Raw genomic sequence first — 12,530 nt, 5'->3', positions numbered from 1 at the left:
GGGACCGCCTGCGGTCATCGCGGCGTGGCCGGAACGTTCGAAGCTTTGAGCGGCGATTAGGGCGCGAAAACGGCGCAGCCCAGGGCGGGGACCATCGGAACAGGGGTTAAGCACCCGTGAACGAACCGGAAATCCACCGCCTGTGGCTTTCGCGCAACCCGCCGGGGCTCAGAGGTCGGGGGCGTAGGCCGCGGCGCCCAGGGCGGCACCGAGATCGGCCAGGACCGGCTCGCGGCGGGTGCTCGCGCCCTCGACGAGGACGTAGCTGGTGCGGTCGGTGAAGAGGGCGTCGAGGACCGCGACGTTGAGGCCGTGGCCGCCGCAATAGGAGCGGTAGGCGCCGAGGATCGGCAGGCCGGCGAGCGCGAGGTCGCCGACCGCGTCGAGGAGCTTGTGGCGGACGAACTCGTCCGGGTAGCGCAGGCCTTCGGGGTTGACGACGCCGCCGTCACCCACCGCGACGGTATTTTCCAGGGAGGCGCCGAGCGCGAAGCCCGCCTTCCAGTAGCGCTCCACGTCGCGCATCATCCCGAAGGTGCGGGCGCCGGCGATCTCGCGGCGATAGGCGGCGGGGGTGAGGTCGAGGGTCCGGCGGCTGCGGCCGATCACCGGGCTCTCGAAATCGATCTCGACGTCGAGGTGGAAGCCGCGGGCGTAGGGGCGCAACTCGGCGAAGGCCCGGCCCTTCTCGGCCCGGACGGGCTTGAGGACCTTGATGAAGCGGCGCGGGGCGCCGCAGGAGGCGATCCCGACCGCGTCGATGGCGGCCACGAAGGGGGCGCTCGATCCGTCGAGGATCGGCATCTCGGGGCCGTCGATCTCGACGAGGACGTTGTCGATGCCGAGCCCGCGCAGGGCGGACATCAGGTGCTCGATGGTGGCGACGGCGCCGGTGTGGCGGTCGCCGATCACGGTGCAGAGCTCGGTGGCGGAGACTTGGCTGTGATGGGCCTTGATGAGCCGGTCCCGCCCGTTGGGCATTCCGGTCCGCAGGAACTCGATGCCGTCGTTGGCCTCGCGGGGATGGAGCGTGATGCTGACCGGATTCCCGGAATGGACGCCGATGCCCGAGAGGCTCACGGCCGAACGAAGGGTCGTCTGTTGACTTGTTCTCATTCTTCAGCCCCCGGACGCGATCCACCGCCGCGCCCCGCTTGGGAACACGCTCGAGTGAGACCCATCCGCTGTTTGAAGCCCCTTGGGCGCTGGTGCCGGTCCGGGCCCGCGCCGTCTTTCGTGCGAGACAGCTATAGTCGCGCTCAAAAGCGCGGCCAAATCACGGATTCTTACGCTCTGTAACAATCCGGGGTGGGGTCTTCACCCGCCGAAAACCCTTGTCTCGCAGAGTCTTAAACAAGCGCTTAAACCCCGGGATCGCGGGATCCCGAGGTGTGGCCCAAAAGCGCCAGTGGCGGTGTCCGATGCCGCTGCGGGACGTCCCGCGGCCCCTGGCGGAGCCGCGGGACAGCCCTCTCAGTTGGCCTGCCGGCGCAGGAACGCCGGGATCTCCAGCTGGTCGTCATCCATCATCCGTGCGGCCGGAACAGGGCGGCCCTGCGGGTCGAGGTTGCCCTGCGCCGGGCGGTAGCCCAGCGGCGCCTGGGGGGCGTGCGCCTGCGGGGCGTAGCCCTGCGGCGCGTAGCCCTGCGGGAGCGGGGCGCGCGGCACCGGGGCGGCGAGGGCGGCCTGGGGCGCCCGCGGCGGCGCGGCCTGCTGGGGCAGCATCGCCTGCGGGGCGGGGGCCGGAGCCGCGTGAGCCGGATGGGCCGGGGCGGCCTCCTCCTCGCGCCGGCCGCCGAAGCCGACGGTGGCGAGGCGGCGCAGCAGCGAGGTGCGCTTGACGTCCGCCGCAGGTTGCTGGGGCACCGGCTCCTCGCCGCGGCTCGCGCGGATCTGGTTCTGGGCCGGCAGCGGCAGGTCCTGCACCCGCGGCATGCGGGGCGCACGCACCACCTGCGGCGAGGGCGGGATGAAGGGCGCTGAGGCGGACGCCACCGGCGCCTCGGCGACCGGCTGCGGGGCCGGCGGCTCGTAGGCCGGCATCCGCGGCTGGACCGGGGCGATCTGCACGTCGTCGCGCATCACCGGCTGGGCATGCGGCAGCTCCGCCCGCAGGGGCTCGGCGTGCATCGCCTGGGCCGCGGCGAGCGGGGCCTGGATCGGCTCGGGTGCCGGGGCCGGGCGGACCGGGGCGGCGGCCTGCGGCGCCTGGTTGGCGCGGGCGCGCGCCTCGGCGCGGAGCCGGTCGGCCACCTCGGCGATGCGCTGCTCGGTCTGGGCGAGGTCGGGGCCGTTGACCGCGTGCGCGGTGATCAGCGCCGGCTCGATGCCGGTGGCCACCACCGAGACCCGGATGATGCCGTCGAGGCTCTCGTCGAAGGTGGCGCCCAGGATGATGTTGGCGTCCGGGTCGACCTCCTCGCGGATGCGGGTGGCGGCCTCGTCGAGTTCGTAGAGGGTGAGGTCGTTGCCGCCGGTGATCGAGATCAGCAGGCCGCGGGCGCCCTTCATCGAGACGTCGTCGAGGAGCGGGTTGGCGATCGCGGCCTCGGCCGCCCGGTTGGCGCGGTTCTCGCCGGACGCCTCGCCGGTGCCCATCATCGCCTTGCCCATGCCGCGCATGATCGCGCGCACGTCGGCGAAGTCGAGGTTGATGAGCCCCTCCTTCACCATCAGGTCGGTGATGCAGGCGACCCCCGAGTAGAGCACCTGATCGGCCATCGCGAAGGCGTCCGCGAAGGTCGTCTTCTCGTTGGCCACCCGGAAGAGGTTCTGGTTGGGGATCACGATCAGCGTGTCGACCGCGGCCTGCAGCTCGGAGATGCCCGCATCCGCGGTGCGCATGCGGCGCACGCCCTCGAACTGGAAGGGCTTGGTCACCACGCCCACCGTCAGGATGCCCATGTCGCGGGCGGCCCGGGCGATGACGGGCGCCGCGCCGGTGCCGGTGCCGCCGCCCATGCCGGCGGTGATGAAGCACATGTGCGCGCCCGAGAGCTGATCGCGGATCTCGTCGATCACCTCCTCGGCGGCGGCGCGGCCGACCTCGGGCTGCGAGCCGGCGCCGAGGCCCTGCGTCACCCCGATGCCCATCTGGATCACGCGCTCGGCCTTGGAGGAGGTCAGCGCCTGGGCGTCGGTGTTGGCCACCACGAACTCGCAGCCGAGGAGCCCCGACTCGATCATGTTGTTGACCGCGTTGCCGCCGGCGCCGCCGACGCCGAAGACGGTGATGCGCGGCTTGAGTTCCCGGATGTCCGGCGCTTGCAGAGAGATGGCCATGATGCGCGTGCCTCTTGATGTTCTTGGTGTGAGCGCCGACCGGCGCCGGTGTGACGTCCCGCTCGCCCCCGAGGCCCTGAAGCCCGGCCGGGGCGCTCGTTTTCCCGCTCAGAAACTCTCCCGGATCCAGCGACCGACCCTGGAGAAGTAGCCGTCCCCGTGGAGGCCCATCGCGCCGGCCTGCCCCTTCGGCTCGAAATGCTCGACGTGGGAGACCTGCGGATAGACGAGGAGGCCGACTGCCGCCGAGAAGGCCGGCCCCTTGGCGGCCTCCGGCAGACCCCTGATTCCCAGCGGCCGGCCGATCCGGACCTGCCCCTGGAGGATGCGGCGGGCGGCCTCGGGCAGGCCGACGAGCTGGCTGGCGCCGCCCGTCAGCACCACCCGGCGGCCGGCCTGGGCCGCGAAGCCCGCGTTGCGCAGCCGGTCGCGCACCAGCTCCAGCACCTCCTCGACGCGGGGGCGGATGATGCGCACGAGCTGCGATTTCGGGATGTGGTGGGGCAGGTCCCGCTCGTCCTCGTCGACGCCGTGGACCGCGATCATGTCGCGCTCGTCGGAGGCGGTCGCCATCGCGGCCCCGTACAGGGTCTTGAGGCGCTCGGCCGCCGCCACCCGGGTGGAGAGGCCGCGGGCGATGTCCATGGTGACGTGGTGCCCCCCCACCGCGAGCGCGTCGACATGCACGAGGTGGCCGCCCGTGAAGACGCCGACGCTCGTCGTGCCCCCGCCCATGTCGACCACCGCGACGCCCATCTCCGCCTCGTCGTCCACGAGGGCCGAGAGGCCCGACGCGTAGGGCGTGGCGATCACCGCCTCGACGCGCAGGTGGCAGTTCTCCACGGCGAGCATCAGGTTGCGGGCCGAGGCGACCTCGGCCGTGACCACGTGCAGGTCGACGCCGAGCGTCTCGCCGATCATGCCCGAGGGGTCGATCACCGCGCCCTGCTGGTCGAGGGAGTAGCCGGTCGGCAGCGCGTGCAGCACCGCCCGGCCGGGGCTGACGCTGTGGGTGCTGGCCGCTTCGAGCACGCGCTGGACGTCCGCGCCCGTCACCGGGCCGGAGCGCACCGGGACGCGCGCCTCGAAATGCTGCGAGCCGAGCCGCCCGCCCGACAGGTTGACGATGACCGACTGCACCTCGCACTTCGCCATCCGCTCGGCCGCGTGGACGGCGTGGCGGATCGCGTTCTCGGCGGCTTCGAGGTCCACCACCGCGCCGCCCTTGAGGCCGAGCGAGCGCTGGTGGCCGATGCCGATGATGCGCGCCAGATGCGTGCGGCCGCGCAGGGTCGAGAGCGTCTCGACCGGCTGCAGCTCGGCGACGAGGCAGACGACCTTGCTGGTGCCGATGTCGAGCACCGAGAGGGTCGCGCTGCGGCGCGCCGAGAGCGGCTTCAGCCGGGGGGTCAGGCCGTGCTGGAGAAGGCTCATGCGACGCTCGACCGGGAGGACGGGGTAAGGGGAGCGGGGCGGGTCACGTGTCGATCCCCTTCCCCTTCGGCTTCTTCTTCTGCGCCTCCTGGCGCGCGGCGGCTCCCTCCTCGGTGAGCCGCACCACCACCCGGTCGGGCATGCGCAGGTCCACCGCGATGATGTCCTTGTCGAGGAGGCGCTGCTCGGCATCGAGCCGCACGAGGCGGGTCATCGCCTCGCGGGCGCCCGCCTCGGGCAGGCGGACGTCGATGCCGTCGAGCTTCAGGGTCCAGCGCCGCCCCGACACCAGGGTGCCGGCGCGGATGCGCCCCTTCAGCGGCCCGGCCGCGTCGAGGAGGGCGAGGTACTCCTTGGTGCGGGTGTTGGCCTCGTCGCCGACCACGAGCGGCAGGGCGGCGAATCGCCCGTCGCGCATGCGGTCGATGACGGTGCCGTCCGCCGAGATCACCTCGATCTCGCCGTTGCGCTGCCAGAGCGCGCTCGGCTCGCGCTCGGCGAGCGTGACGAGGAGCTCGTGGGGATAGATCTTGCGCACCGAGACCGAGCCGATCAGCGGCACGGCGGCGAGGCGGTCGCGCACCCCGACCACGTCGAGGAAGGGCAGCGAGTTGCGCTGATCGAGGCCTGCCGCGTGCAGGATCTCGGCCGGCCGCAGCTGCACGATCCCGGCGATCGTCACCTTGTCGAGGCCGAACCCGGCCGCGCGGGCGAGGATGTCGAGGGGACGGCCGTGGCGCACGACCAGTTCGGCATAGGCGCCGCTGGCCACGAAGCCCGCCGCGCCCACGACCCCGAAGAAGCCGAACACCAGGGCGGTGCCCACGAGGCGCGGCACGCGCCGCTCCAGCGGAATCGCCACCGACGCGCGGCGGGGCCGCAGGAACCGGGGCAGCCGGCGCGACAGGAATCCTGCACCCGCCCGGGCCCCGGGCAGGGGCGCCCCGGGAAGGGGCGCGACACCGCCGGCCTGCGCGCCGGCGGGACCGGCGGCGATCAGCGGTTCAGGGAAGCGTCCTCCACCATCCATCGGACGAGTTCACCGAAACTGTACCCGGCATGGGCTGCGATCTCCGGCACAAGGCTCGTCTCGGTCATGCCGGGCTGCGTGTTGACCTCCAGCACCACGAGCGCACCGGTTCCTCCCGGTGTGTCGTCGTAGCGGAGATCGGCACGGCTCACGCCCCGGCAGCCAAGTGCTTGATGCGCCGTTAACGCCAACTCTCGAACCAGCTGGTAAATTTTCGGTTTAATTTCGGCCGGCAGCACGTGCACCGACCCCCCCTTGGCGTACTTGGCGTCGTAATCGTACCACTCCCCGGTGGTCGCCCGGATGTCGATGACGTCCAGCGCCTTGTCGCCCATCACCGCGCAGGTCAGTTCGCGGCCGGGAATGTAAGTCTCGGCAAGGACTTCGTCGCCGAATGACCAGTCGTCGCGGCCGATCTCCTGAGGCGGGTGGGAGCGGCCCTCGCGCACGATCACGACGCCCATCGAGGAGCCCTCGGCGACCGGTTTCAGCACGTAGGGCGGGGGCAGGACGTGGCGGCGCGCCGCCTCGAATCGGTTAACGAGCCGCCCGTCCGGCACCGGCACGCCGGCCGCCTTCATCACCACCTTGGCACGCTCCTTGTGCATGGCGAGGCTGGAGGCGAGCACGCCCGAATGGGTGTAGGGGATCGCCATGATCTCCAAGAGGCCCTGGACGGTGCCGTCCTCGCCGCAGGGCCCGTGCAGGGCGTTGAAGGCGACGTCGGGCCTCACCTGCGCCAGCACGTCCGCCAGATCGCGCTGCACGTCGATGGGCGTCACGCGAAAACCCTGCTCCTCCAGCGCCCGGGCGCAGGCCCGGCCGGAATTGAGCGAGACCTCCCGCTCGGAGGACCAGCCGCCCATCAGGACGGCGACGTGCTTGGTCATGGGATGCCCTCCTCGGGGCGGTGTGCGGTTAGGCGTCCACGTACTCGGCGCGGGAGGTCGGCTCCGGGACGGGCTCGCCGTCGGCCATCAATCCTTCGATATGGAACCGGATGGCCTCCCGGATCTCCTGTTCGACTGCCTCGACGGTCGCTCCCGTGGCGATGCATCCCGGAAGATCGGGAACGTAGGCCGAGTAGTTTCGTCCGGCCTTCTCGATCACGACGGCGTAGCGCATCACGATTGCTCCTTCGTCAGGCCGGCCTGCTTGAGGATGCTGCCTCGCGTGCCGGGAGCCACATCATCCTTGAGGGCGCCCGCGACCGTCACGCGTCCAGGCTTCACGGGGTGTTTGAACTGCCTATGGCTCCCGCGAGTCCCTACGAGACTCCAGCCATCGGCTTCGAGCAACCGGATGATGTCCCGCACCGTCATCATCACACGGTCTCCGAATCAGGCCGGAACGCCGATCCGCTTGATCTCCCAGTGCAGGTCGACGCCGGATTGCGCCCGCACCCGCGCGCGCACCTCCTCGCCCAGGCCCTCGATGTCGGCCGCGGTGGCGCCGCCGGTGTTGATGAGGAAATTGCAGTGCATCTCGGAGACCTGCGCGCCGCCCCGCCGCAGACCCCGGCAGCCGGCCGCGTCGACGAGCTGCCACGCCTTGCCCCCCTCGGGATTCTTGAAGGTCGAGCCGCCGGTGCGCTCGCGAATCGGTTGGGCGGCCTCGCGGGCCGCCGTGACGCGGTCCATCTCGGCGAGGATCGCGGCCTTGTCGCCCGGCCGCCCGCGAAACAGCGCGCTCGTGAAGATCACGTCGCCCGGCACGCCCGAATGGCGGTAGGCGAAGCCCATGTCGGCATGGGCGAAGACCCGGATCTCGCCCGTGCGGGTCACGCCGCGCGCCTCGACCAGCACGTCCGTGGTCTCGCCGCCATGCGCCCCGGCATTCATGCGCAGCGCGCCGCCGACCGAGCCCGGGATGCCGCGGTAGAAGGCGAGCCCGTCGAGCCCGGCCTCGGCCGCGGCCTTGGCCAACCGAACGTCCGGCACCGCGGTCCCGGCCCGGATCGTCTCGCCGTCGACCGTCACCTCGCCGAAGGCCCGGCCGCCGAGCCGCACCACGAGGCCCGGCACGCCGCCGTCGCGCACGATCAGGTTCGAGCCGAGCCCGATCACCGTGACGGGCACCTCGGCCGGCAGCACGGCCAGCGCGGCGGCGAGGTCCTGCTCGTCGGCGGGCGTGAACAGCACCTGGGCTGGACCGCCGACGCGGAACCACGTCAGGTCGGCGAGCGGGTGATCGGGCAGGAGCCGCCCGCGCAGGGAGGCCGGCGCGAGGAGGGCGAGGATGTCGTGCGAGGTCATCTGGCTGGTCATGGGTGCGCATCTCCGCCTCTCCCCGCGGGCGGGGAGAGGGCTTCACCCCCCTCGTCGGGGGTGAAGCGAGCCCGAACCGCAGGTTCGGCGCGAGGGTGAGGGGGCCTTTCCGGAAGAGTCTCGTCCGTGAACACCCCCTCACCCTCGCCCTTCGGGCTCGTCTCGCCCCCGACGAGGGGGAGTGGGATCGTTCCGATCCCCAGACCCTCTCCCCGCCCGCGGGGAGAGGAGAGGGCGGCGAGGATCGTCTCCAAGACTCCAGGGAGGTTCGATGAGACTTCGTCGTTCCAGAACCGCAGGACACGGAATCCCTGGGAGGCCAACCAGGCATCCCGGCGCCGATCATGCGCGCTGTCGGCGTGCTGGCCGCCGTCGAGTTCGATGATCAGCCTCGCCTCGCGGCAGGCGAAGTCGGCGACGTAGGGACCGATCGGGCATTGCCGCACGACCTTGAATCCGCCGAGCCGCCGGTCGCGCAGGCGCGACCACAACCGGGCCTCGGGCTCGGTCTGCGTCTGCCGCAGGCCGCGCGCGCGCCGTATCCGGCCGGGATCAGGCCCATGCATCGGACGGCACCGTCACGCCGCCCGCTCGCCGAGCGACGCCAGTTCGCCCGGCAGCGCGTAGGCCCATTGCGTGATGTTGCCGGCGCCCAGGCACACGACGTAGTCGCCCGGCCCCGCGACGCCGGCGATCATGCCGGCCAGGTCCTCGCTGCGCTCCAGCGCGATCGCGTTGCGGTGGCCGCGCGACTTCAGGCCCGCCACGAGGGAATCGCGGTCCGCCCCCTCGATGGGCGTCTCGCCGGCCGCGTAGACCGGGGCGACGATCACCGTGTCGGCGTCGTTGAAGCAGGTGCAGAAATCGTCGAACAGCGACGCGAGCCGCGTGTAGCGGTGGGGCTGCACCACCGCCACCACGTTGGCCTCCGTCGAGGCGCGGGCGGCCTTGAGCACCGCCTTGATCTCCACCGGATGGTGCCCGTAATCGTCGAAGATTTGGGCGCCGTTCCACTCGCCCGTGCGGGTGAAGCGCCGCTTCACGCCGCCGAAGCCCGACAGCGCCTTGCGGATCGCCTCCGGCGACACGCCGAGTTCGTGGGCGACCGCGAGCGCCGCGGTGGCGTTGAGCGCGTTGTGCTTGCCCGGCATCGGCAGGACGAGGTCTTCCATCTCCATCCGGAAGCCCGGACGGCGGTCGCGGATCATCACCCGGAAGCGGCTCTGGCCGCCCTTGAGGTCGACGTCGATGAGGCGCACGTCCGCCTGCGGGTTCTCGCCGTAGGTGATGATGCGCCGGTCCTCGATGCGCCCGACGAGGTCCTGCACGGTCGGGTGGTCGGTGCACATCACCGCGAATCCGTAGAACGGGATGTTGTCGATGAAGGCCCGGAACGCGTCCTTGATCGCGTCGAAGGAGCCGAAATGGTCGAGGTGCTCGGGGTCGATGTTCGTCACGATGGCGATGTCGGCCGGCAGCTTCAGGAAGGTGCCGTCCGATTCGTCGGCCTCCACCACCATCCAGTCGCCCTCGCCCATGCGGGCGTTGGTGCCGTAGGCGTTGATGATGCCGCCGTTGATCACCGTCGGATCGAGCCCGCCCGCGTCGAGGAGCGTAGCGACGAGCGAAGTGGTGGTGGTCTTGCCGTGGGTGCCCGCCACCGCCACGCAGGACTTGAAGCGCATCAGCTCGGCCAGCATCTCGGCCCGGCGCACCACCGGCAGGCGCCGCTCGCGCGCGCCCGCGAGTTCGGGATTGTCGCGGCGGATCGCCGTCGAGACCACCACCAGGGCGGCCTCCGCGAGGTTCTCGGCCGTGTGGCCCACGAAGGTGCGGATGCCCTTCTCGGCGAGCCGCTTGACGTTGGCGTTGTCGGTCGCGTCCGAGCCCTGCACCGTGTAGCCGAGGTTGTGCATCACCTCGGCGATGCCGGACATGCCGATGCCCCCAATGCCGATGAAGTGGATGGGTCCGAGCTGGTTCGGCAGCTTCATGGGAGCGGGTGTCCTCAGGTCTTCGTGTCGTGTGTCAGCGGTTCGCGGCCTGGACCGCGGTCTCGACCACCAGGGCGGCGAGGCGCTCGGCCGCGTCCGGGAGGCCGGCACCCTTCGCCGCCGCGGCGGCCGCATTCAGGCGCTCGGGGGCGCCGAACAGGGTCGTCAGTTCGGCGGCCAGGCGCTCAGGAGTGAACGCCGTTTGTGGTAGCGGAAAGGCGGCGCCCACGGCCCCCAGCACCGCGGCGTTGGCGGCCTGGTCCTGATCGAGGGAGCCGGGCAGCGGCACCAGGATGGCGGGCCGCCCGATCACCGCGAGTTCGGCCACCGTCGAGGCCCCCGAGCGCGCCACCACGAGGTGGGCGGCGGCCATCTTGGCCGGCAGGTCCTTGAAGAACGGCGCCGCCGCGAAGGCGGCGAGGCCCGCCTGCCCGTAGGTGCCCTCCGCGCGCGCCAGATCCTCCGCGCGCGCCTGCTGGATCACGGTGAGCCGGGCGCGCAGGGCCGCCGGCAGGCGCGAGACCGCCTCGGGCACCACCTCGCTCATCACCCGCGCGCCCTGGCTGCCGCCGAAGGCGAGGAGGCTGAGCGGCCCGTCGGCGGTGAGCGGCGGATAGGGCGTGTCGGCCGCCGCCAGGACGGCCGGGCGCACCGGGTTGCCGGTGTGGACGCGCCGCGCGGTCGCCTTCGCGGAAATACCCCGCACCTCCGAGAAACCCGTCGCGATCACGCTCGCGCCGCGGGCCAGGAAGCCGTTGGCGCGGCCCATCACGGCGTTCTGCTCGTGCAGGAGCGTCGGCACCTTGAGCATCTGCGCGGCGAGCAGCGGGGGCACCGTCGGGTAGCCGCCGAAGCCCACCACCACCGCCGGGTTGAGCCGGCGCACCGCCCGCACGGCCGCCGCGAAGCCCCGCCCGAGGGTCAGGAAGGCCGCGCCGCGATCGATCAGCGAGCGTCCGGACGGGGTCGCGGAGGGGATCGCCACGATCTCGGAGGCCGGGAAGCCGCCCGACAGCGTCTCGACGCGGCTGTCGGTGGCCAGCGCGACGCGGATGCCGCGCTCGCGCAGGCGCAGCGCCAGCGCCTCGGCCGGGAAGAGATGGCCGCCGGTGCCGCCGGCGGCGAGGAGGACGAGGGGTTGGGCGACCGTCATGCGGGGCTCACGTCTCCGGATTCCGGCCGCTCTCTGTCACGAACGGGCCGCAAGATCACCCCCGTCGGCGCGCGGGGCGCCGCCCCGCAGCAGCCTCGAGTCCCTCAGGTCCCGGGATCACCGCGCCAGCCCCTCGTCGCGGTTGAGGAGCGCGGTGCGCGGGCGCCGCCGCGTCAGCGCCACCAGGAAGCCCATGCCGAGCGCGAGCGAGATCAGCGACGAGCCGCCGTAGGAGACGAAGGGCAGGGTCATGCCCTTGGCCGGCATCAGGCGCACGTTCACCGCCATGTTGATGCAGGCCTGCAGGCCGAACAGCGTGGTCAGGCCCGTGATGGCGAGCCGGCAGAAAATGTCCTCGCTGCGCCGCGCCAGCATCAGGCCGCGCATCACGATGAAGGCGAAGACCAGCACGAGGCCGATGCAGACCACGACGCCGAACTCCTCGCCCGCCACCGAGAAGATGAAGTCCGTGTGCGCGTCCGGCAGGTGGCGCTTGGCGACGCCCTCGCCCGGCCCGGTGCCGAGCCAGCCGCCGACGTTGAAGGATTCCTTGGACCAGAAGGTCTGGAAGTTGTCGCCCGAATCCTTGTCGAGGAAGCGGGTGATGCGGTCGCGCACGTGGGGCAGGAACTCGTAGGCCGCCCCGACCCCGAGGAGGCCGAGCCCCCCGAGACCCGCGACCCAGAGCCAGTGCAGGCCGGCCACGAACACCATGCAGCACCACACCATGGTCAGCAGCATGGTCTGGCCGAAATCGGGCTGCAGGATCAGCGGCACGATGGTCATCGGCAGGAGGAGCACCGCGAGCGCGCCGCCCGGCATGTCCCGGCGCCGCGCCCCCTCGGCGAAGGCCCAGGCCGCGAGGATCACGAAGGCCGGCTTCACGAACTCGGAGGGCTGGACGCCGAAGGAGCCGAACTGCACCCAGCGATGCGCGCCCTTGATCTCCGGCCCGTACTTGATGGCGAGCACGCACAGCACGATGCCGGCGAGATAGGTGACGAGGGCCAGCCGCCGCACGTGGCGCAGCGACAGGAACGACACCGCCAGGATCAGCCCCACCGTCGGGACGAGGTAGACCACCTGCCGGTTGAGGAAGTGGAAGGTGGGCAGGCCGAGCCGCTCGGCCACCGGCGGACCGCCCGCCATCAGGAAGACGAGGCCGACGGTCATCAGGCCGGCGAGGCCGGCGAGCAAGCCGCGGTCGATGGTCCACCACCAGTCGCCGAGATGCGAGCGTTCCGCGCGGGACATCATGATTTCGGATCCTCGCTGCCGCCGACGCGGCGCGCCCGGCACGCGGGCGCGTCCCGCGAGGATGCGGGGGCATGACTCCCCGGGAGCATCGGCCGGAATGGTAAACCGACCGT

12 protein-coding genes are annotated in these 12,530 nt (G+C 71.9%); all 12 read right to left on the bottom strand.

The window, feature by feature from the left end; genetic code table 11:
- Positions 1 to 168: 168 nt before the first annotated feature.
- Positions 169 to 1,116, bottom strand: a complete 948-nt coding sequence (lpxC, locus tag ACKUB9_RS01185; protein ID WP_407518724.1) for a UDP-3-O-acyl-N-acetylglucosamine deacetylase — start codon at positions 1,114 to 1,116, stop codon at positions 169 to 171.
- A gap of 357 nt (positions 1,117 to 1,473) precedes the next feature.
- Positions 1,474 to 3,282: a cell division protein FtsZ gene (gene ftsZ / locus ACKUB9_RS01180; protein WP_407518723.1), complete on the bottom strand. Its 1,809-nt coding sequence runs from the start codon at positions 3,280 to 3,282 to the stop codon at positions 1,474 to 1,476.
- Positions 3,283 to 3,390: 108 nt separating this feature from the next.
- Positions 3,391 to 4,716, bottom strand: a complete 1,326-nt coding sequence (ftsA, locus tag ACKUB9_RS01175; protein WP_407518722.1) for a cell division protein FtsA — start codon at positions 4,714 to 4,716, stop codon at positions 3,391 to 3,393.
- A 43-nt stretch (positions 4,717 to 4,759) separates the two neighbouring features.
- Entirely contained in the window at positions 4,760 to 5,746 is a 987-nt protein-coding gene (locus ACKUB9_RS01170; RefSeq protein WP_407518721.1) for a cell division protein FtsQ/DivIB, read from the bottom strand.
- Positions 5,713 to 6,636 (bottom strand): D-alanine--D-alanine ligase, encoded by a 924-nt coding sequence (locus tag ACKUB9_RS01165; protein ID WP_407518720.1) that lies wholly within the window; start codon positions 6,634 to 6,636, stop codon positions 5,713 to 5,715. The genes ACKUB9_RS01170 and ACKUB9_RS01165 overlap by 34 nt, the downstream gene beginning before the upstream one ends.
- Before the next feature lie 28 nt (positions 6,637 to 6,664).
- Positions 6,665 to 6,871, bottom strand: a complete 207-nt coding sequence (locus ACKUB9_RS01160) for a type II toxin-antitoxin system HicB family antitoxin (protein ID WP_407518719.1) — start codon at positions 6,869 to 6,871, stop codon at positions 6,665 to 6,667.
- Positions 6,871 to 7,068: a type II toxin-antitoxin system HicA family toxin gene (locus ACKUB9_RS01155; protein WP_407519094.1), complete on the bottom strand. Its 198-nt coding sequence runs from the start codon at positions 7,066 to 7,068 to the stop codon at positions 6,871 to 6,873. Before ACKUB9_RS01155 ends, ACKUB9_RS01160 begins: the two co-directional genes overlap by 1 nt.
- Before the next feature lie 18 nt (positions 7,069 to 7,086).
- Entirely contained in the window at positions 7,087 to 8,001 is a 915-nt protein-coding gene (murB, locus tag ACKUB9_RS01150; RefSeq protein WP_407519092.1) for a UDP-N-acetylmuramate dehydrogenase, read from the bottom strand.
- A gap of 8 nt (positions 8,002 to 8,009) precedes the next feature.
- Positions 8,010 to 8,579, bottom strand: a complete 570-nt coding sequence (locus tag ACKUB9_RS01145; RefSeq protein WP_407518718.1) for an endonuclease domain-containing protein — start codon at positions 8,577 to 8,579, stop codon at positions 8,010 to 8,012.
- A 12-nt stretch (positions 8,580 to 8,591) separates the two neighbouring features.
- A complete protein-coding gene (gene murC, locus ACKUB9_RS01140) occupies positions 8,592 to 10,007 on the bottom strand; it encodes a UDP-N-acetylmuramate--L-alanine ligase (protein ID WP_407518717.1) in 1,416 nt (471 codons plus the stop codon).
- Between the two features lie 34 nt (positions 10,008 to 10,041).
- Positions 10,042 to 11,160 carry an undecaprenyldiphospho-muramoylpentapeptide beta-N-acetylglucosaminyltransferase gene (gene murG / locus ACKUB9_RS01135; protein ID WP_407518716.1) on the bottom strand — a complete coding sequence of 373 codons (1,119 nt, stop codon included), beginning with the start codon at positions 11,158 to 11,160 and terminating at the stop codon, positions 10,042 to 10,044.
- A 117-nt stretch (positions 11,161 to 11,277) separates the two neighbouring features.
- A complete protein-coding gene (locus ACKUB9_RS01130; protein ID WP_407518715.1) occupies positions 11,278 to 12,417 on the bottom strand; it encodes an FtsW/RodA/SpoVE family cell cycle protein in 1,140 nt (379 codons plus the stop codon).
- Positions 12,418 to 12,530: the final 113 nt, after the last annotated feature.

The organism is Methylobacterium oryzisoli, assembly GCF_046557895.1.
GTDB classification, from domain to species: Bacteria; Pseudomonadota; Alphaproteobacteria; order Rhizobiales; family Beijerinckiaceae; genus Methylobacterium; species Methylobacterium oryzisoli.
The sequence above is the reverse complement of the archived record's forward strand: the minus strand, read 5'-3'. Positions and strand labels throughout refer to the sequence as shown.